The organism is Craterilacuibacter sinensis, from assembly GCF_009831765.1.
Taxonomy (GTDB): domain Bacteria; phylum Pseudomonadota; class Gammaproteobacteria; order Burkholderiales; family Chromobacteriaceae; genus Craterilacuibacter; species Craterilacuibacter sinensis.
This window is the reverse complement of sequence record NZ_WSSB01000004.1, coordinates 213,328-232,261: the sequence shown is the minus strand read 5'-3', so window position 1 is coordinate 232,261 and position 18,934 is coordinate 213,328. Positions and strand designations below refer to the sequence as shown.

Sequence of the window (18,934 nt, the reverse complement as noted above, 5' to 3'; positions counted from 1 at the left end):
AGGCTGACACAAGGTCAGCCTTTTTCCATAAATCGGTCGCTTAACGGCGTTTGACGCGCACGATCTGGTATACGCCGCCAAAAATGGTTTCCTTCCCCCACACAAACTCATCCTTGCGCGTGGCGTAGGCGCTGATCTCCTTATGCCACAAGGCCTCGGCAAACGGCTCCAGCCAACGGTTTACATACTTCAACAGCCAGCCTATCGGTTGCCAGGCTTTCGGCCCGTGGTAATCCACAAACACCAGTTCGCCATCCTCTGCCACCTGACTCAGCATATTGTCGACGATGGCCGTCTTGAGCGCTTCCGGCACCTCGTGCAACAGGAAGAAGCTGCATACCAGATCGAAGGGTGCATCGCCTTGCCAGGTCGAGGCATCGGCACGGATTACTTCGGCCTGCGGCCGATCAGCCAGCTTGTTCAGGCTGTGCTCGATCTGTACCGGCGTAATATCGGTCAGCGTGAAATGGCCGTCTGGCCCCACCTTGTCGGCAGCACGCTGCACCAGATCGCCATATACATGCGCCACTTGCCACACTCGCGAGCCCGGACGGATACGCTCGAGATAACGGCGCATCAGGCGCTGGTCATTCATGAACAATAAAGTGCTGACCACGATATTGCGGTCTAACAGACCGGCTTTGACCGGATTGACATAAGCCCAGTCATACACCTCGGTCATATAGTCGGGCACGCCCTCGTAATAGGTCGCCCGCGTACGGCGGGGAGGATTGGTGCTCATCAAAACACTCCGGGGCTAGTCATGCATAAAAAATATCAGAACCTGATAATATTTTTATTGAGCCAAGCCAAACAATTGTTGGCTGGGTATTAAATAGCAGTTTCAGTAAGCTGAGCAGTATCGGCCTGACGCGTAACCAGAATCTGGTCGATCTTGTGGTTGTCGATGTCGACCACCTCGAACTTGTAGCCCTCCCATACCACGCAGTCGGTGCGCTTCGGAATCTTGCGCAGCATATACATCAAAAAGCCGGCCACGGTTTCGTAGTTTTCATCGCCAGGCAGATGATCGATAGATAATGCACGCAGTACATCTTCAACCGGCGTCATGCCATCCACCAGCCATGAACTGTCATCGCGCTTGATGATCTGCTCTTCAATATTCTGCCCGACCAGGTCGCCCATCACCGTACTCATCACGTCATTCAGCGTAATGACGCCAACGACCAACGCGTACTCATTAAAGATGACCGCAAAATCTTCACGCGTACTCTTGAAACGCTCCAGCACCTCGGACAAGGACAGCGTATCGGGAATCATCAGCACATTCTTGATCATGCCCGCCTCTTTCAGCGACATCTTGCTGCCGGAAATCAGGCGACGCAGGATTTCCTTGGATTCGGCGTAACCGATCACGCTGTCTATCGAGCTATCGCACACCAGGAATTTTGAATGCGGCTGCTCGGCAATCTTCTGCTTGATGCTGTCTTCCGATTCATCCAGCTTGAAAAACACAATGCTCTCGCGCTGCGTCATCGATGAAGGCACGGCGCGGTTTTCCAGCTCGAAAATGTTTTCGATAACCTGATGCTCGTTCTTGTGCAGCACCCCGGCTTCGGCACCGGCATCTACCACGGCAAAAATATCGGCCGAGGTAATCACATCCTTGCGTATCAGCGGCAGACCCAGCAGACGGAAAATAGCATTCGCCAGTCCGTTAAATGCCCAGACCAGCGGCAACAGAACTTTCACGCAGAACAACATGGGACGTACCACGCGCACTGCGACACGCTCTGGCGAGCTCATACCGATACGCTTGGGCACCAGATCCGCCAGCAGAATAAACAGCGAGGTCACCAAGGCAAAAGAACAGAGAAAACTCACGGTCTCCACCCATGCTCCGCTAGAAAACAGACGGAACAGCATGGTAAACGTCGGCGTAAAGGCGGCCTCGCCCAGAATACCGCCCAGAATGGCAACTGCGTTCAGACCGATCTGCACCACGGTAAAGAAATGGCCAGGCTGCTCCTGCAGGCGCAACACGCGCTCGGCATTGGCATTACCCTCATCGGCCATGACTGTCAGGCGCATTTTGCGCGAGGCAGCAAGGGAAATTTCGGAGATGGAAAAAAATGCGCTTACCACTATCAGCAACGCAATCACGGCAATATTGTTCAACAGACTCACAAGCTTCACCTCAATCTTGATACGGTGCAAAAACTCATTGGATATAGAGAGAACGCATCCGCAAGCCGGAAAGAGTATAGCAAAGCTCGCCCCTGCGCCGTTGGCATGCGTACAATTCAAGCACAAAAGCAACGGAGTCAAGACTATGCAATGTGAACTATGCGCCCCAAGCGGGCTTGATATTCTGTATCAGGATGAAAAACTGTACATCATTCTGGTGGATGACCCGCACTATCCCGGATTTTGCCGGGTCATCTGGAAGGAACACATCAAGGAAATGAGCGATCTGGATGTCGCAGACAGCCGCTACCTGCTGGACTGGGTGCTGCGCTGCGAGCGGGCACTCAGAGTCGTCATGCAACCGGACAAGATCAATCTGGCAAGTCTGGGCAATGTCGTGCCGCATCTGCACTGGCATGTCATCCCACGCTTTAGCGACGATGCCCACTTCCCCGCGCCCATCTGGGCGACATCCCAGCGCGCGGGCAAGAGCCGGATAGTGCCGGATCTTGCCGCACAACTGCGCTTGGCCCTGACAAGCTAGACGCGCTGATAGATAAAGCCGGGAAAGACCAAGATATGATCGAAGGCCGGAACCTCATCACCGGCCTTCTGCGCACCGACCAATACCCAGCAGACTTTCCCGGCCCATAACTCGCGATAAACCGGGCTGCCAGCCTGATAAAACAGCAACTGGCGCCCGGCAAACTGCTCGGGCAGCAACATGTCATGCACCGGTGCCGGCACCAGCATCGCGATCGTCATGCTGTCGAGTTCGTTAATCTGCTCCTGTTCTGCCCAGTAAATACCGAACAGCATAATAAAAAAAGGTATCGGTAACATGACCCAAGCCCCGGACAAAAAAAACATCAGGGTCAATACGGCCGATCCGGTCAGGAAAAAACGGCTGCCCATAAGCATGCTGGACTCCGATCACAAGACACCATGAACACTCAATGAAAAACGCCGCCAGACTCGGCGGCGTTTTTAGCCCTAAGGCATTCCGGTCCGTCTAAGGTACCGTAATGGCCGGAATGAATCCGGCTCTTTAAAACGGGATAACGACTCCCGTGTTGCCAATATAGGTGCTTCTTCATCCGTGTTCTGAATGAATTCGGGCGAATACGGATTCCGTACGCATCAAATAGCGGGCCGACGCAAAAAATGCCGCACTAGGCGGCATTTTTACAGCGAAGGTTCTGCCTCTTTATTCAGCAGACTCGACCGGCTCGGCCTTGGCTTCAGGAGGCGCAATCTGCTCAGCGTAACCGCACTCCTTCTGCGGACACACCTTCTCGGTACCACGACGCTTGGTGACCTTGATGGTCAGGATAGGCCAGTTGCACTTGGGGCAAGGTTCGGCAACCGGCGGATTCCAGGTCGCGTACTTGCAGTCCGGATAGCGATTGCACGAATAAAACAGCTTGCCGTAACGGCTCTTGCGCTCGATCAGCTGCCCCTGTTTGCACTCAGGACACTCGACACCCGTTTCCTTGGGCTTTTCCAGCGGCTCAATGTGCTTGCACTTCGGGTAGTTGGCACAGCCGATAAACTTGCCGTAACGTCCCTTTTTCACCACCAGTTGACCACCATCCTTGGGGCAGACCCGGCCTTCAATGATTTCCGGAGCTTCCGGCTCGGCGGCATCCTCGGCACTCTCATGCAGATCGCGAGTGTAGTCGCACTCGGGATAGCCGGTGCAACCAATAAACCGACCGCGCTTGCCGAAGCGGATATTCAGCGGCTTGCCGCACTTTGGACAGGCCTCGTCCAGTGCTTCCGTGGTAATGGACTCGCGCGAAATGCCTTCTTTTTCCACCAGTTGCTTGTGGAACCCCTTCCAGAAGGTGTCCATTACCGGCACCCACTGCCGGTCACCGCTGGCAATTTCATCCAGCTGGTTTTCCAGCTTGGCCGTGAAGTTGTAGTCGACGTACGGGCTGAAATGCTCGGTCAGGAACTTGTTGACGATCTCGCCGGTATCGGTCGGCATGAAGCGCTTCTTGTCCAGCACCACATACTCACGGTCCTTCAGCGTAGAAATAATGCTGGCGTAGGTCGACGGACGGCCAATACCGAACTCTTCCAGCGCCTTCACCAGGCTGGCTTCGGAGAAGCGCGGCGGCGGCTGGGTAAAATGCTGCTCGCCGTAGAGCTTGTCTACCGGCAGCACATCGCCCTCGGCCAACACCGGCAACTTGGCATTGTCTTCGTCCTCGGCGTCATCCACATCTTCCTCGTATACGGCGAGGAAGCCGGCAAACACCTGAACCTGGCCGCTGGCGCGGAAGACACCGGGTCCAACCTGGATATCGACACTGGTGGTATCAAACTTGGCCGGTGCCATCTGGCACGCCAGCGTGCGCTTCCAGATCATGTCGTACAACTTGAACTGATCGGTCGTCAGGAAGGGCTTGAGCGCCTCCGGCGAGCGGTAGATCGAAGTCGGCCGGATGGCTTCGTGCGCTTCCTGCGCATTTTTTGCCTTGTTTTTGAACATCACCGGATTCTTGGGCAGAAACTCGCCCTCGAACTTGTGCTCGATATAGTGGCGGATCTCGGTCACCGCCTCTGCCGCCAGCGCCACCGAGTCGGTACGCATATAGGTAATCAGGCCAGTTGTGCCCTGCCCGCTATCCACACCCTCATACAGCTGCTGTGCGGTACGCATGGCGCGATCGGTGGTCATACCCAGCTTGCGCACGGCCTCCTGCTGCAGCGTCGAAGTGGTAAACGGTGCAGCCGGATTGCGCGTCTTCTTTTTCTTCTCGATTGCCGACACTACGGCAGGTTGATCAACCAGACGCGCCAGCACCTCGGCCTGGGCCGCATCGCTAGGCATGGCAAACTGATCCAGACGCGCCCCGTCCAGCTGCGACAGCTTGGCACCGAATTTGGTGCGCCCCTTGTGGCTATCCAGATGTACCGACCAGTATTCCTGTTCGGTAAATGCCTTGATTTCGTTCTCGCGCTCGCAAATCAGGCGCAGCGCTGGGCTTTGCACCCGACCGGCACTCAGGCCGCGACGGATTTTTTTCCACAGCAGAGGCGACAGATTGAAGCCAACCAGATAGTCCAGCGCACGACGCGCCTGCTGCGCATCGACCAGATCCTGTGCAATTTCACGCGGGTGGGCAATCGCATCCAGCACCGCATTTTTGGTAATTTCGTGGAACACCACGCGCTGCACGGTCTTGCCCTTTAGCAGCTTTTTGCCGGCCAGAATCTCGACCAGATGCCAGGAAATCGCCTCGCCTTCGCGGTCCGGGTCAGTGGCCAGATAGATATTATCGGCCTCGCGTACCGCGGCGACGATGGCATCTACATGCTTGCTGTTACGCGCGATGAGCTGATACTTCATCGCGAAACCCTTTTCCGGGTCGACCGCGCCATTCTTGGGCACCAGGTCTCGCACATGGCCGTAGGAGGCGAGGACTTCGAAGTCCCCGCCCAGATATTTTTTCAGCGTCTTCGCCTTGGATGGCGACTCGACGATCAAGAGGCTAGAAGGCATGTCAGAATCGGCTTTCTTTACCCGTCTTTATGCGGGCGAACACATCCGGTATCCATCAAACAAAACAAGAGCACCCGTTATGCCTGCGCTCTTGAATCACATCGCTGGCCATGCCAAGCGGGGGGCGATGGTAAGCCCATCAAGCCGCCACCCGCAAGTTGCCCATGGCAAAAACCTTGCATGGCGGCTCAACTAAGCGCTTACTGCATGGTCGGATCGCCATGCACGGCAGCCAGTAGTTCTTCCCCCATTAATACCGGCAGCTCGGCCTGCTGGCTCCACAACACCAGCAAAGCCACCAGCCTTGTCACCACCGGGTTTACATCATCCGCATCCAGCGCCAGCAAACGATCTATCACCAGTTCGCGCTGCGCCGGCGTCAAAGCCTGGTTGTCTTCGAGAAACTGGATAAATCCACGCACTTCTACGCTCAGCCGCTCCTGCTCGTCTTCGCTATAAAAACGCAGACCGGAGCCGGCATTGACGCCCATAAACGGTTCGGGGTTCATCCCCTCCAGCCAGTCGAGTGCATCGACGATTTCATCGTCCTCGAAGCCGGCGGCTTCCAGCTGGCGCGTCAAATGCTCCCGTTCGGGACGGGATGCAGGGTCATCGTATTGCTCAAAAAGAAAAGTCAGAACATCAAACATCAAGGGCTTTCGAGAGAGGCAGAGTCAGCGCAGGCGCTGGTAACAGCCACCAGGCAGGCTGGCGACCCTACCCTGTATTTCAAGCTCGAGAAGCATCGGGTAAATCGCCTCTGCCGTCAACCTAAGACGGGCAAGCAAGGTATCCAGCGCTACCGCGTCATAGCCCATTTCCGCCAATAAAGCCTCAATCTCAGGATCGTCCGCCGAGGCAACATCCGGTTCGGCGGCAAGCTCCGCTACCTGAGTATCGGCAGGCATCGCCGTGCCGACCTCCTCCAGAATATCGTCTACGGTTTCCACCAGCCTCGCGCCCTGCTTGATCAGACGGTGGCAGCCACGCGACTGAGGGCTCAGGATGGAGCCGGGCACGGCCATCACTTCACGCCCGGACTCCAGCGACAGGCGCGCCGTGATCAGCGAGCCGGAGTCCAGCGTCGCCTCCACCACCAGACAGCCACGCGCCAGACCGGCAAGGATGCGGTTGCGCTGCGGGAAATGCCCCGCCAGCGGCCCCGTACCCAGCGCAAACTCGGACAAAATCAGGCCATGTTCGGCCAGACGATGCGCCAGGGCGCGATTGGATGATGGATAGACACGGTCTATGCCGGTGCCGATTACGGCAATGCTGGACGCGGGCGTCGCCAGCGCGCCTTCGTGCGCGGCCGCATCGATGCCGGATGCCAGGCCGCTGACGATGGTATAGCCCTGCTCACCCAATTTTTGCGCAAACAGCCTAGCCGTCTGCAATCCTTGCGGCGTCGCCCTGCGGCTGCCGACGATGGCCAGCATGTCCTGCGCCAAAAGTTCGCGCCGGCCACGGGCAAACAATAAAGGCGGCGGTGAGTCTGACTCGGCCAGCCGCGTCGGATAGTCGTCATCATTCAGGGTCAGCAAGCTGCAGCCGGCCCCCTGCGCCCATGCCAGCGCCGCATCGGCTGCGCGCTGCCCTTCACCGGAAAACCAGCTATCCAGCTGCCTGGCATCCAGACAGACCGCGAGTGAGCTGCGGCTTTCACGCACTGCGATCGAGGCACTACCGAAGCAGGCAAGCAGGCGCAAAAAACTGGACGGGCCTATGCCCGGCGTCAACGCCAGCGCCGTCCAGTCTGCCAGCGCCTCACTCATTCAGGCTGGCCCAGCGTATCGCCGACATTGACGGCCTGAGTCGTGTCCAGCAACAAACCGTAGGACACCTTGTCGAATACGCGGTAAACAAACAGCTGTGAAATTTCAGGCGCAGGCAAAGTCACTTCCTTGCCGTCGACCTTCACGCTGCGCGGCTTCTTATAGACGCCAAACACATAACCCAGCTCGGCGCCATCACGTGCGCCCCGATTGATCACGACACTGGAGTATTGCGCCGCATCGGCGACACCACCGTAAATCGACACCACCTTGCCGCCCATGGCAGCCGGGGCTTCATGCGGCACATAATTAAGCACCGGCACTGTCTGGTACTTGATCAGACGGTCACCAATGGCAATTTCTTCGACACTGCTTTTCACCTGCAAGGTGCTGACCGTCGTCCCAAGATCAGTCACCGCCAGATCACCGCCATAAATCACTTCGAAGCCCAAGCTTTCCTTGCTGTCCGGGTCCTTCAGCTCCTTGCCGGCACGAAATGCCTGCCATACACCGGCACTGTCCAGTGGCTGCGAATAAGCGGTGTTGCCTTGCGCCAACACCACCCTGTCGTCAGCGCCAGCAATAATGCGTGGCGCAGCAGTAAACTCGGCCTGTTCCACGACCAGCGGACGCTTGAGCAAGGCAGCAATGCGTGCAGCCGGAATCGAGCGGATAGCATCCGAGTCTTCCACCCGAATCTGAGGTGACAATTTCACCACACGCTGCCCTTTTTCCAGGTGCAATTTACCCGTTGCCCTGTCCAGTACCAGCACATCGCCCGGATAAATCCAGTGCGGATCACGTATTTCACTGCGGTTCATTTGCCACAACTGCGGCCAGCGCCACGGGCTGGACAGATAGCGCCCGGAAATAGCCCACAAGGTGTCACCACGCTTGACCACATAGCGCGCAGGCGCGTCATCGCGCAGCTTGAGCGTATCGGCCTGCACCATGCCGGCGAAGCTCAAACCCAGGAGTAGCGGTATAATGCGTTGAAACATGGATAATGCCCCCATATAAACGGCACCGGCGCCTATCAGCGGGCGCGTCGTGTAATTATTTTGCAAACGGGATAATACCCCTATTATTGTGCGCGCAATAAGCATCAGACAATCTGGAATTAGTTAGCCATGGCACTTCTCACTATTTTGCAATACCCGGACGAGCGTCTGCATACGGTGGCACAGCCGGTCAAATCGGTAGACCGCACGATCAAGACCCTGATCGACGATATGGCCGAGACCATGTATGCCAGCCGTGGCATCGGTCTGGCCGCCACACAAGTCGATGTACACCAGCGTATCGTGGTGATCGATACCAGCGAAGACAAAAGTGGCCTGACCGCCTTTATCAATCCGGAAATCATCGAGTATCACGGTGAAACCGTCTATGAAGAAGGCTGTCTGTCGGTTCCCGGCATTTACGACAAGGTCACACGCGCCGAGCGGGTCAAAGTGCGCGCGCTGGACAGCAATGGCCAAGCCTTTGAACTGGACGCCGACGGTTTGCTGGCTATCTGCATCCAGCACGAAATCGACCATCTGGACGGCAAAGTCTTTGTCGAATACCTGTCCAAGCTCAAGCAGGGCCGCATTCTGACCAAGCTGAAAAAACGCGACAAACACAATATGTAAACGGGCCGGTGCATACGCCCCACGGGACACGCCATGCCGTGTCCCTTGTCATTTAAAGGACTTGAGTCATGAAGCTGATTTTCGCCGGTACACCCGAGTTTGCCGCTGCGGCGCTGGATGCCCTGATTGCCGCCGGCCACGAGATAGCCCTGGTACTGACCCAGCCCGACCGGCCGGCCGGACGCGGCATGAAGCTCAAGCCCAGCCCGGTCAAGCAACTGGCGCTCTCACATGGTCTGCGCGTCGAGCAGCCGTCCAGCCTGAAAAACGAAGAGGCGCAACAGATGTTGCGCGACATCGGTGCCGAATTAATGGTGGTGGCCGCCTACGGCCTGATCCTGCCACAAGCCGTGCTCGATATTCCGGCACTTGGCTGCCTGAATATCCACGCTTCGCTGCTGCCACGCTGGCGTGGTGCGGCGCCTATCCAGCGCGCCATTCTGGCGAATGATGGCGAAACTGGCATCACCATCATGCAGATGGATGCAGGGCTGGACACCGGGGCCATGCTTTCCATCTATCCCTTGAGCATCAGCCACGAGGAAACGGCAATCAGCCTGCACGACAAACTGTCGGCGCTGGGTGCGCGGGCCATTGTAGAAACGCTGGCCACGCTGCCCGGACTCACGGCTGTCGTACAGCCGGAAGAAGGCGTGAGCTACGCACAGAAGCTTAATAAGGAAGAAGCCCGCGTCAACTGGCAACAGGATGCAAGCACCATCGCCCGCGCCATTCGCGCTTACAACCCGGCACCGGGTGCCCATACCTTGCTGCAGGGCGAGCCACTCAAGCTGTGGATGGCCCACACCATGGCAGGCTCGGCGACACCCGGCCTCGTCGTCGAGGTATCCGCCGACGGCATTATTGTCGGCAGCACGGAAGGGCTGGTGGTACTGACCACGCTGCAGGCGGCAGGCGGCAAGCGCCTGCCCGCACGCGAGTTTGCCGCCGGGCGCAACCTTGTCGGCGTGCAACTTGGCGCCTGAGGGGTCGAAGCATGACGGAAAACTGGCTGAAAACCACCTTGCTGATGGCCGCCATCATCGCCTTGTTCGGCATGATCGGTGCGCTTTTGGGCGGCAAGAGCGGCATGCTGCTGGCGCTCATGCTGGGCGGCGCGATGAACTTCTACGCCTGGTGGAATTCGGATCAGGCGGTGTTACGCATGTATAACGCACAAGAAGTCGATGCAAACAGCGCACCCGAGTTCTACGGCATGGTGGCCGAGCTTGCCGCACGCGCCCAAATGCCGATGCCGCGCGTTTATGTGATCCACGAAGACCAGCCCAATGCCTTCGCCACCGGCCGCGACCCGGAGCATGCCGCCGTGGCCGCTACCACTGGCATCATGCGCGTTCTCGACTATCGTGAGTTGCGCGGCGTAATGGCACACGAACTGGCGCATGTCAGACACCGGGACACGCTGATCTCGACCCTTTCGGCCAGCATGGCGGGGGCGATTTCGGCACTGGCCAACTTTGCGCTGTTTTTCGGCGGACGCAACAGCGAGGGCCGCGCGGTCAACCCGCTGGCCGCGATGCTGCTCGCCCTGCTGGCCCCCTTAGCCGCCAGCCTGATCCAGATGGCGATTTCGCGCTCGCGCGAGTTCGATGCCGATCAGGGCGGTGCCGAGATTTCCGGCGACCCGCTGGCGCTGGCTGCGGCGCTGGCCAAGATAGAACATGTCGCACGCGGCATTCCGCTACCCTTAGCCGAAGCACATCCGGAAACCGCACAAATGATGATCATCAATCCGCTCTCCGGCATGGGCATGGACAGTCTGTTCCGCACCCACCCGCTGACCGAAGAGCGGATCGCACGACTGAATGCCATGGCGCGCGGGTACTGACAGCGACGGGCAAACACCAACACCGGCTCCAGCCTTTCTGTAGCCGGTGAAATTAAAGAGAACATCATGCATCGCACGCAGGAAATGGCCGCACAAGTGGTCGAACAGGTCGATAACGGCCGTACGCTAACCGAAGCACTGGCACGCTTGCTACGCGCAGAAGCCGATATTTCCACATCGACCCGCGGCGCGATCCAGGACATCAGCTATGGCGTGCTACGCCACAAGGGCGAGTTGAACTACTGGCTGCGCACACTGGTTCCCAAGCCGCTGCCCTACCCGGTGCTGGAGCGCCTGCTGCTGGTCGCCCTCTATCAGCTGGCCTATACCCGCGCCGCGCCTTATGCGGTAGTCGACCATGCGGTCAAGCATGCCGGCCATATCGCCGGTGGCCGCCTCAAGGGACTGGTCAATGGCGTATTGCGCAATTTCCAGCGCCGCGAACAGGAGCTGCGCCAAAGCAGCACCGGCAATGAAGAAGCACATTACAACCACCCGGCGTGGTGGATACGCAGCCTGCGCCGTGCCTATCCGCAAGACTGGCAGGCCGTACTGCTGGCCAGCAACACCCACCCGCCCATGACGCTACGCATCAATGCCCGGCAGGGTGATGCCAGTCAGTATATGGCCAAGCTGGAACAGGCAGGCATGAGTGGCACCTTACTGGGCAGTCACGCCATCCGCCTGGCCCGGCCGGTACCTGTGCGTGAATTGCCCGGCTTTGCCGAGGGTGAATTTTCAGTGCAGGATTTTGGCGCACAACAAGCCGCGCCCATGCTGGATCTGGCTGACGGTATGCGGGTACTGGATGCCTGCGCCGCTCCTGGCGGCAAGACTTGTCATATGCTTGAGCTGAACGACATCGACGTCACCGCGCTGGATGTGGACGAAAGCCGCTTGCTGCGTGTGCACGACAACCTTGCACGCCTCAGACTCCCGGCCAAAGTGATCGCCGGCAATGCAGGCCAACCCGACACCTGGTGGGACGGCAAGCCCTTCGACCGCATTCTGGCCGATGTACCCTGCACCGCCTCCGGCGTGGTGCGCCGCCACCCCGATATCAAATGGCTACGCCGTCCCGGCGACTTTGCCGAACTGGCCACCCAGCAGCAGCAACTGGTGGATGCGCTATGGCCGCTGCTCGCCAGTGGCGGCAAAATGCTATACGCTACATGCTCGATTATGCCGGAAGAAAATGGCCAGCAACTGACGGCCTTTCTCGCCCGCCACGCCGACGCCCGCCTGGTGAACGCAGAACAGCTACTACCTTGCCCAGACCATGACGGCTTCTATTACGCACTGGTTGAAAAAACTTAGCCTAGGCCTGCTGCTTGCCTGCAGCCTTGCTGCGCCTGTATTGGCTGACGACATCCGGGCTCAAAAAGCCGAGGCCGAGATCAGCGACGGCAAGCTGCAACTTGCCACCCACTTTGTCACCGACTTGCCTCCGGACCTGGGCGAGGCCCTGCAGCAGGGCGTCCCGTTGACCTTCAAGCTGGAGTTCGATTTGACCCGGCCGCGCGCCTACGCCTATTACACGACCTTGCGCGACTGGTTCGAGCCGATGGCGACGCTGGACTTCCGTCTCAGCTATTACCGTTTCACCAACCGCTACCGTGTCAGCATAGGCTCGCTCTCGACCCACTATGCCACGCTGGATGAGGCCTTGCGCGCAGTCGGCAATATCAGCAGCTGGACGGTACTGGATGTGTCGGACTGGGACAACAGCGAAACGCGCCGTCTGGCCGGACGCGTACGCCTGTCGCTGGACATCGGCGCCCTGCCCAGACCATTTCAGCTCAATGCCTTTGGCTCACGCGACTGGACGCTGGCGTCTGACTGGATAGACGTCAAATTCAACAGGAAATAAGCCGCATGCGATCTTCCATCGTTGCTATCGCCATCGTGGCCATCGTCCTGCTGTATCTGCTTGCCATTGCCACTGGCAATACCTCGTCACTCTCCAGCTACTACTGGCTGGTCTTTGCCCTGAACAGCCTGCTGCTAGTGGGCCTGATTGCCGTGGTGGTGCGTCAGGTGCTGCGCCTGCGCCGCCGGGTCAAGACCCGGGTATTCGGCGCCAAGCTGATGCAGAAAATGGTGGTGATGTTCACCATCGCTGCGCTAGTGCCGGGCATGCTGGTTTTTACCGTGTCGGCGCAGTTCCTGAACCGCAGTATCGAGAGCTGGTTCAATGTGCGGGTAGAAAATGCGCTGGACAGGGGGCTGGATCTGGGGCGCAATGCACTGGGTTATGTTCTGTCCGACCTGTCGCGCAAGGCGCGCGTCATCAGCAATGAAATTGCCGATCAGCCGGATGACACCGTCTCCTTGCGCTTGTCGCGCTTGCGCGAACAAATGGGCGTACAGGAAGTCTCCGTCTTTGACCGCAATGGCCGGCTGATCAGTTTTGCCGGGCCGGACAGCACAAGCTACCTGCCCGAACTGCCATCCGCAGCCCAGATTCGCCCCCTTAAGCTGCGCGAGCCGTTGCAAAGCATAGAGACCAGCCGTGACGGCAACATCATGCTGAAAGTGCTGCTCAGCTACCGTAATTACGACACCGGCGCACTACAGATACTGCAGATACTGCAGCCGGCTCCTGCGACGATTGCCCGCGATGCCGACCTGATCGAAGATGCGCGTACCGAATACAGTCAGCTGCTTTTGGGGCGGGATGGACTGAAAACCTTCTACACCCTGACTCTGCTGCTGGTCTTTTTGCTGGCCATCACTGCGGCGCTGGCCTTCGCCCTGTATTTTTCCGAACGCATGTCGGCCCCGCTGTCCGAACTGGCAGCCGGCACCCGCGCCGTGGCACAGGGGGACTTTTCCAAACGCCATCCGGTATACCGGCGTGACGAGCTGGGCATACTCACCTCGATGTTCAACCGCATGACCCAGCAACTGGAAGAGGCGCGCCAGACTGCCGAAGAAAGCCGCCACCAGTTACAAAACAGCAAGCTCTATCTGGAGAGCATTCTGGCCAACCTGACAGCAGGCGTCATCGCCTTTGATCAGCAAGGCCATCTGCGTGCAGCCAACAGCAGCGCAGGGCGGATTCTGGGACAGGACTTTGCCGAACTGGCCCCCTATGCCCTGCCCGAGTGGTCACGCCAGGCCCCCGCACTGACACCGCTAATAGATGTCATCTATGGCGAAGGCAGCAGCACGCATAATGACTGGCAACGCCAGATCGAATACGCTCACACCCAGGGCAAGCGCACTTTGCTGGTACGCGTTTCACGCCTGCCCGAACGCTCCGACGGGGGCTATGTCGCCGTGTTCGATGACATTACCGAACTGGCTCGCGCCCAGCGCGATGCCGCCTGGGGCGAGGTTGCCAAGCGGCTGGCGCATGAAATCCGCAACCCGCTAACCCCGATCCAGCTCTCGGCCGAACGCATGGCCATGAAGCTCTCTCCCAAGCTGGAGGGGGCGGATGCCGACCTCTTGGCCCGGGCAACCGATACCATCATCAAGCAGGTTGCCGCACTCAAAGGCATGGTCGATGCTTTTCGCGACTATGCCCGCGCCCCGCGTACGAAACTGGTACCGCTGGATCTGAACGAGGTCGTACGGGCGGTACTGACCCTGTACGAAGGCAGCACCCCAATCAGTCTGGATCTTGCGGCTAAACCGTTAAAGATCATGGGGGATGAGGCTTTGCTCAGACAGGTTCTGCATAACCTGCTATTGAATGCGCGAGATGCGACACTTGACGTTGGCATGCCAATCATTCACATTAGCAGTCGTAACGAAGAGCGGCAGGCTCGAATCGTCATAGAAGACAATGGTTCAGGCTTTGCCGCCGATATTCTGACTCGTGCATTCGAGCCCTACGTGACAAGCAAGACCAAGGGCACGGGACTTGGCCTTGCCGTCGTCAAAAAGATTATTGAAGAGCACCATGGTCAGATTACCTTGGCCAACGCCGACACCGGTGGCGCCCGCATTCTGATCGCTTTGCCCTTGTTGGAGAATTAATGCGTAGCAGCGATATTTTGATTGTTGACGATGAGGTCGGTATCCGCGAATTGCTATCGGAAATCCTGCAGGACGAAGGATATACCGTGGCCGTCGCCGAAAACGCAGAAGTAGCGCGTCAGCTCAGAAATCAGACCCGTCCCGCGCTGGTCCTGCTCGATATCTGGATGCCGGATTGTGATGGCGTAACCCTGCTCAAAGAATGGGGAAAATCCGGCCAGCTCAATATGCCGGTCATTATGATGTCCGGCCATGCCAGCATAGATACCGCGGTCGAGGCCACTCGCATAGGCGCATTCGACTTTCTGGAAAAGCCGATCGCATTACAAAAGCTGTTGTCCACGGTACAGCGTGCCCTCAAATATGGCGACATGCAGGCCAATACCTCGCTCAACCTGGACAAGCTGGGTAAGAGCGAACCGATACATGAACTGCGCCGCCAGCTTGAGCGCGTATCAAAAATCAAATCTCCGGTCTTGTTGACCGGGGAACCGGGAGCCGGCTTCGAGCTGGTCGCCCGTTTCTTCCATCACGGCAGCGCGCCCTGGGTCACCCCAGGCAAGCCCGAGCAGCTGGCGGATGCTCCGCTGGAGCTGCTGCAAAAGGCCAATAACGGCGTGCTCTACCTGTCCGAAATCGGCCAGTACAACCGCCGCATCCAGCAAGGCCTGCTGTTTCTCCTGTCCAAACTCGACCGTTTCAATGTGCGACTGGTCTGCTCCTGCAGCCGCCCGCTACAAGAGTTGCTGGTCGATGCCGAATGCGACAACCGTCTGCTGACAGCCTTATCCAGTGTGATCATTCCGATCCCGCCACTGCGCGAGCACTCGGAAGATATCATGCTGATCGCCGAGCAGCTGCTGACCGAGCAGATCGAGTCCAAGCAGGTTCCGGCACGCAAGCTGACCACTTCCGCACTGAATGCCCTGCGCCAATATAACTGGCCGGGCAATCTGGAGCAGCTCAAAGGCATCATCAAGAGCCTGGCATTGACCGCAGAAACCGATGCCATCGATGCACCCGAAGTCAACAAGGTGCTGGCCCAGTTTCGCCACGATAAGCCTGTGGAAGAAAGCGGTTTTGATTTCACTTTGCCGCTGCGCGAGCTACGCGAACAGCTGGAGCGCCGCTACTTCGAACACCATATCGCGCTGGAAAACGGCAATATGAGCCGGGTCGCGCAGAAAGTCGGTCTGGAGCGCACCCACCTCTACCGCAAGCTGAAGCAACTGGGCGTACGTTTTACCCGCAAGCAGCTGGAAGAATAAAGCACCGCTCCCAAAATGAAAGCCCCCGTCTGTTCTCAGGCGGGGGCTTTTTTGCATGGCGCAATCAGGTTTACAAACTCTGCACAATCAGCTGCTTGATTTCATCAAAGTTCATGATACCGACGTAGCGTTTGACGATATTGCCATCGCGGTCGATCAGAAAGGTGGTCGGTGTCAGCTCCACATCGCCGAACGCCTTGGCAATCGCACCATCCGCATCCAGTACTACCTTGAACGGCAAGGTATTCTTGTCGGCATAGGCTTTAACATAGTTGGGAGGATCGTAACTCATGGCCACGGCAATGGTTTCGAAGCCTTTTGCCGCATACTCTTTATACATCTGCTGCATATGCGGCATCTCTTCGATGCAACCTGGGCAACTGGTTGCCCAGAAGTTGACCAGCACCACCTTGCCTTTGAGATCGGCCTGACTCAGGGTTTCGCCAGACAGGGTGGTATAACGCACCTCAGGCGCAGCATGACGGGAGAATGCAACCCAGGCCACCGCGCCCGCCAAGACCAGCACCAGAACGACAGCAAGCCACTTTTTCATGCCATGCTCGCCTTATCTTCCTGCAAGCCCTGCAGCAAGGCCAGCAATTCTCCATCGATCGCTACGGCCTTGCCCTGACGGCTGTCGAAAGCGACAAAGGTCACATCCGCCTCGGCGACCAGCTTGCCACTGCCTTGCAGCACCACCCGCTGGTGCATGACCGCCGAGCGATTCCCTAATGATTTAACCGAGGTCTCGATCGCCAGCTCGTCACCGATGGTCGCAGCATGGCGGTAATCAATATTGATATTGACCACAATCAGGGCGAGGCCGGACTTCATAAAACGCGGCAGATCCGATTTATCCTCGAAAAAACTCCAGCGCGCCTCCTCCAGAAACTCGAGATAACGGGCGTTATTGACGTGGCTATACAGATCCAGATGATAGCCACGCACCTTGATATGCGTAGTGTGTGCCATGATTTCCCCTTTTTGCCGACTGTTATTATTTAAAGATCAAACGGGCGAAAAGCTTCGCGTTCCAGCGCCTCATCCACCAGATCGGTCACGATAGGATGGATTTCAACATCGAACCAGGCCTGAAACAGGGTGATGTCGCGCTGCTGCGGCCACAGCGTCTCATCAGCGCACCAATCGGCCAGCTCGGCCTCGAACAGCATGCTCAGCCGGTCGGACATAAAGCCGGCCACCATATCCATATCATCGGCAGGCGGGATCAGCAGGGCATTGGCGCTGGCGCGTAAAGCCTCTAGCGAGACCTCTTCCGGCTGGCTGCCGGGCAAGGCGCACAACCAGTCAAGAAAGGGCTGGCGCGGTTTCAGCAGCACCAGCGAACGGTTTACTTCATACATAAGAGATCCTTGACTCAGCGGGTTGAGAGTTCATTGTCGGAGCTAAAGCTCCATTTGCGTGCGATTTCCAGCGAGCCGAACTTAGCGGCAAGACCCGGAGGAAACGGCGCAAAAGGTGAGGCCATTCGCACGATATGCAGCGCAGCCTCGTCCAGCACGGGCTGACCTGAGCTGCGTAAAATACTGACGCTGAGCAAGCGCCCATCAGATCCCAGCACGGCCTTGAGTACGAGAGAGCCGAACAGGCCCTGGCGGCGAGCCTCGTCAGGATAATTCAGCTTGCCGATGCGCTCTATTTTAAGACGCCAGTCCTCGGCATAGCGCGCCCACTCGACCCCGCGCGCGCTCACACCGAACACGCCCCGCTTGGGAGCGGCATCGTCAAAAGAAGTTCGCATCCCGATCTCGCCCTGCTGCTGTGCCGCCAGCTCCCGCGCTTGCGCCAACAGGCTGTCCGCACTCGGCAGGGACTCCCCCTTCCCGGCAATCGCATAGTTTGAATGATCACGGGTCAGGCGCTCATGCCGGACTGTTGCCTGGGCACGCCCCTCAGGTGCAATTCCGCTACCCGAGACAGCGGGCCTGGGCTCGGCAGGCGACATGACCCGGGACTCGGGCACGGCCGTGCCGCCACCGAGGCTATCGGCCTGCGCCAGTTCGCGCGTGGTTTCAGGCGGTTTTTCCAGTGTGGGTCTATGCAACAGACTGACCTTAAGCTCGGACATGGAGGCACTACTGCCAGTTAAGGGCTGCAACGACACCGAAGGCCAAGCCAACAAGATCAAGTGAAGGGCAAACGACAACAGCAGCGCAACCTTGATAAAAGTTGCGCTGCCAATACGCACAGCAGGCGTGAAATGCGGAACGGCACTCATCAGGCTGCACGCACGCAGAAAGTAGAAATAGGCATAGCGCCCAGTTTAACGCACCAGAAGGCTACGCAACATCCATGCAGTCTTTTCATGTACTTGCAGACGCTGGGTCACCAGATCGGCTGTTGCTTCATCAGCACACTGTTCGATCAGCGGGAACAGCGCTCGCGCGGTGCGGCATACCGCCTCGTGCCCGGCCACCAGCTGGACAATCATGTCTTCAGCCTTGGGTACGCCCTCGGCTTCGGCAATGGACGTCAGTGCGGCAAACTGGCCATAGCTGCCAGGCGCGAAGTGGTCGAGTGCGCGAATACGCTCGGCAATCGGGTCTACCGCCAGCCACAATTCGTTGTACTGTTCTTCGAACATCAGGTGCAGGGTGCGGAACATGGGGCCGGACACATTCCAGTGGAAATTATGCGTCTTCAGATAAAGCGTATAGGTGTCCGCCATCAGTTTGGACAAGCCATGTGCAATGGCAGTGCGGTCTTCAGTCGAGATACCGATATCCATGAGTCAATCT

General features: G+C 58.1%; 20 protein-coding genes. 8 read left to right on the top strand and 12 right to left on the bottom strand.

The genetic code is table 11. The annotated features are described in order from the left end of the window. Nucleotides 1-40: 40 nt before the first annotated feature. Both rquA and GQF02_RS06270 read right to left on the bottom strand, forming a co-directional pair. Nucleotides 41-742 carry a rhodoquinone biosynthesis methyltransferase RquA gene (gene rquA / locus GQF02_RS06275; protein WP_124736187.1) on the bottom strand — a complete coding sequence of 234 codons (702 nt, stop codon included), beginning with the start codon at nt 740-742 and terminating at the stop codon, nt 41-43. An 89-nt stretch (nt 743-831) separates the two neighbouring features. Further along, complete coding sequence (locus GQF02_RS06270) at nt 832-2,148, bottom strand: hemolysin family protein (protein WP_328698594.1); 1,317 nt, start codon at nt 2,146-2,148, stop codon at nt 832-834. A 145-nt stretch (nt 2,149-2,293) separates the two neighbouring features. Between GQF02_RS06270 and GQF02_RS06265 the strand changes: the two genes are divergently transcribed. After that, on the top strand, nt 2,294-2,692 hold the full coding sequence (locus GQF02_RS06265) for an HIT family protein (RefSeq protein ID WP_160795677.1): 399 nt from the start codon (nt 2,294-2,296) through the stop codon (nt 2,690-2,692). Here the strand turns inward: GQF02_RS06265 and GQF02_RS06260 are convergent. The 5 genes from GQF02_RS06260 to GQF02_RS06240 form a co-directional block, all read right to left on the bottom strand. Continuing rightward, nucleotides 2,689-2,991, bottom strand: coding sequence for a hypothetical protein (locus GQF02_RS06260; RefSeq protein WP_160795675.1), 303 nt, complete (start codon nt 2,989-2,991; stop codon nt 2,689-2,691). The two genes, GQF02_RS06265 and GQF02_RS06260, sit on opposite strands and share 4 nt — an antisense overlap. A 364-nt stretch (nt 2,992-3,355) precedes the next feature. Beyond that, nucleotides 3,356-5,662, bottom strand: coding sequence for a type I DNA topoisomerase (topA, locus tag GQF02_RS06255; protein ID WP_160795673.1), 2,307 nt, complete (start codon nt 5,660-5,662; stop codon nt 3,356-3,358). 200 nt (nt 5,663-5,862) lie between these two features. Beyond that, entirely contained in the window at nt 5,863-6,312 is a 450-nt protein-coding gene (locus GQF02_RS06250; RefSeq protein WP_124736191.1) for a DUF494 family protein, read from the bottom strand. A gap of 24 nt (nt 6,313-6,336) precedes the next feature. Further along, nucleotides 6,337-7,437, bottom strand: coding sequence for a DNA-processing protein DprA (gene dprA, locus GQF02_RS06245; protein ID WP_124736192.1), 1,101 nt, complete (start codon nt 7,435-7,437; stop codon nt 6,337-6,339). Beyond that, nucleotides 7,434-8,438 (bottom strand): LysM peptidoglycan-binding domain-containing protein, encoded by a 1,005-nt coding sequence (locus GQF02_RS06240; RefSeq protein ID WP_160795671.1) that lies wholly within the window; start codon nt 8,436-8,438, stop codon nt 7,434-7,436. The genes dprA and GQF02_RS06240 overlap by 4 nt, the downstream gene beginning before the upstream one ends. 129 nt (nt 8,439-8,567) lie before the next feature. Here GQF02_RS06240 and def point away from each other — a divergent pair, with 129 nt between their 5' ends. The 7 genes from def to GQF02_RS06205 all read left to right on the top strand — a co-directional run bounded on the left by def (nt 8,568) and on the right by GQF02_RS06205 (nt 16,175). After that, the gene (def, locus tag GQF02_RS06235) at nt 8,568-9,071 is read left to right on the top strand and encodes a peptide deformylase (RefSeq protein ID WP_160795669.1); all 504 of its coding nucleotides are present in this window, start codon (nt 8,568-8,570) and stop codon (nt 9,069-9,071) included. Nucleotides 9,072-9,139: 68 nt separating this feature from the next. Continuing rightward, entirely contained in the window at nt 9,140-10,057 is a 918-nt protein-coding gene (gene fmt, locus GQF02_RS06230; protein WP_160795667.1) for a methionyl-tRNA formyltransferase, read from the top strand. Between the two features lie 11 nt (nt 10,058-10,068). After that, nucleotides 10,069-10,920 (top strand): zinc metalloprotease HtpX, encoded by an 852-nt coding sequence (htpX, locus tag GQF02_RS06225; protein ID WP_160795665.1) that lies wholly within the window; start codon nt 10,069-10,071, stop codon nt 10,918-10,920. 66 nt (nt 10,921-10,986) lie between these two features. Next, entirely contained in the window at nt 10,987-12,237 is a 1,251-nt protein-coding gene (gene rsmB / locus GQF02_RS06220; RefSeq protein ID WP_160795663.1) for a 16S rRNA (cytosine(967)-C(5))-methyltransferase RsmB, read from the top strand. Further along, complete coding sequence (locus GQF02_RS06215; RefSeq protein WP_124736198.1) at nt 12,200-12,790, top strand: DUF4390 domain-containing protein; 591 nt, start codon at nt 12,200-12,202, stop codon at nt 12,788-12,790. Before rsmB ends, GQF02_RS06215 begins: the two co-directional genes overlap by 38 nt. Before the next feature lie 5 nt (nt 12,791-12,795). After that, on the top strand, nt 12,796-14,907 hold the full coding sequence (locus GQF02_RS06210; protein WP_160795660.1) for a sensor histidine kinase: 2,112 nt from the start codon (nt 12,796-12,798) through the stop codon (nt 14,905-14,907). Next, nucleotides 14,907-16,175 (top strand): sigma-54-dependent transcriptional regulator, encoded by a 1,269-nt coding sequence (locus GQF02_RS06205; protein WP_124736200.1) that lies wholly within the window; start codon nt 14,907-14,909, stop codon nt 16,173-16,175. Before GQF02_RS06210 ends, GQF02_RS06205 begins: the two co-directional genes overlap by 1 nt. Before the next feature lie 70 nt (nt 16,176-16,245). Here GQF02_RS06205 and GQF02_RS06200 read toward each other — a convergent pair whose 3' ends face one another. From GQF02_RS06200 to GQF02_RS06180, 5 genes are read right to left on the bottom strand one after another with little or no spacing between them, the layout of a single operon-like run. Then, nucleotides 16,246-16,728, bottom strand: coding sequence for a TlpA disulfide reductase family protein (locus GQF02_RS06200; RefSeq protein ID WP_124736201.1), 483 nt, complete (start codon nt 16,726-16,728; stop codon nt 16,246-16,248). Further along, a complete protein-coding gene (locus tag GQF02_RS06195) occupies nt 16,725-17,147 on the bottom strand; it encodes an acyl-CoA thioesterase (RefSeq protein ID WP_160795658.1) in 423 nt (140 codons plus the stop codon). The genes GQF02_RS06200 and GQF02_RS06195 overlap by 4 nt, the downstream gene beginning before the upstream one ends. 29 nt (nt 17,148-17,176) lie before the next feature. Next, the gene (locus GQF02_RS06190; protein WP_124736203.1) at nt 17,177-17,539 is read right to left on the bottom strand and encodes a VacJ; all 363 of its coding nucleotides are present in this window, start codon (nt 17,537-17,539) and stop codon (nt 17,177-17,179) included. A 14-nt stretch (nt 17,540-17,553) separates the two neighbouring features. Beyond that, nucleotides 17,554-18,414: an energy transducer TonB gene (locus GQF02_RS06185; RefSeq protein WP_160795656.1), complete on the bottom strand. Its 861-nt coding sequence runs from the start codon at nt 18,412-18,414 to the stop codon at nt 17,554-17,556. Between the two features lie 45 nt (nt 18,415-18,459). Further along, nucleotides 18,460-18,924, bottom strand: coding sequence for a Dps family protein (locus tag GQF02_RS06180; protein ID WP_124736205.1), 465 nt, complete (start codon nt 18,922-18,924; stop codon nt 18,460-18,462). Between the last annotated feature and the right edge of the window lie 10 nt (nt 18,925-18,934).

Coding starts and splice junctions, on each gene's coding strand:
- rquA (WP_124736187.1), bottom strand. CDS start 742: ATGAGCACCAATCCTCCCCGCCGTACGCGGGCGACCTATTACGAGGGC.
- GQF02_RS06265 (WP_160795677.1), top strand. CDS start 2,294: ATGCAATGTGAACTATGCGCCCCAAGCGGGCTTGATATTCTGTATCAG.
- GQF02_RS06260 (WP_160795675.1), bottom strand. CDS start 2,991: ATGTTACCGATACCTTTTTTTATTATGCTGTTCGGTATTTACTGGGCA.
- topA (WP_160795673.1), bottom strand. CDS start 5,662: ATGCCTTCTAGCCTCTTGATCGTCGAGTCGCCATCCAAGGCGAAGACG.
- GQF02_RS06250 (WP_124736191.1), bottom strand. CDS start 6,312: ATGTTTGATGTTCTGACTTTTCTTTTTGAGCAATACGATGACCCTGCA.
- dprA (WP_124736192.1), bottom strand. CDS start 7,437: ATGAGTGAGGCGCTGGCAGACTGGACGGCGCTGGCGTTGACGCCGGGC.
- GQF02_RS06240 (WP_160795671.1), bottom strand. CDS start 8,438: ATGTTTCAACGCATTATACCGCTACTCCTGGGTTTGAGCTTCGCCGGC.
- def (WP_160795669.1), top strand. CDS start 8,568: ATGGCACTTCTCACTATTTTGCAATACCCGGACGAGCGTCTGCATACG.
- fmt (WP_160795667.1), top strand. CDS start 9,140: ATGAAGCTGATTTTCGCCGGTACACCCGAGTTTGCCGCTGCGGCGCTG.
- htpX (WP_160795665.1), top strand. CDS start 10,069: ATGACGGAAAACTGGCTGAAAACCACCTTGCTGATGGCCGCCATCATC.
- rsmB (WP_160795663.1), top strand. CDS start 10,987: ATGCATCGCACGCAGGAAATGGCCGCACAAGTGGTCGAACAGGTCGAT.
- GQF02_RS06215 (WP_124736198.1), top strand. CDS start 12,200: ATGACGGCTTCTATTACGCACTGGTTGAAAAAACTTAGCCTAGGCCTG.
- GQF02_RS06210 (WP_160795660.1), top strand. CDS start 12,796: ATGCGATCTTCCATCGTTGCTATCGCCATCGTGGCCATCGTCCTGCTG.
- GQF02_RS06205 (WP_124736200.1), top strand. CDS start 14,907: ATGCGTAGCAGCGATATTTTGATTGTTGACGATGAGGTCGGTATCCGC.
- GQF02_RS06200 (WP_124736201.1), bottom strand. CDS start 16,728: ATGAAAAAGTGGCTTGCTGTCGTTCTGGTGCTGGTCTTGGCGGGCGCG.
- GQF02_RS06195 (WP_160795658.1), bottom strand. CDS start 17,147: ATGGCACACACTACGCATATCAAGGTGCGTGGCTATCATCTGGATCTG.
- GQF02_RS06190 (WP_124736203.1), bottom strand. CDS start 17,539: ATGTATGAAGTAAACCGTTCGCTGGTGCTGCTGAAACCGCGCCAGCCC.
- GQF02_RS06185 (WP_160795656.1), bottom strand. CDS start 18,414: ATGAGTGCCGTTCCGCATTTCACGCCTGCTGTGCGTATTGGCAGCGCA.
- GQF02_RS06180 (WP_124736205.1), bottom strand. CDS start 18,924: ATGGATATCGGTATCTCGACTGAAGACCGCACTGCCATTGCACATGGC.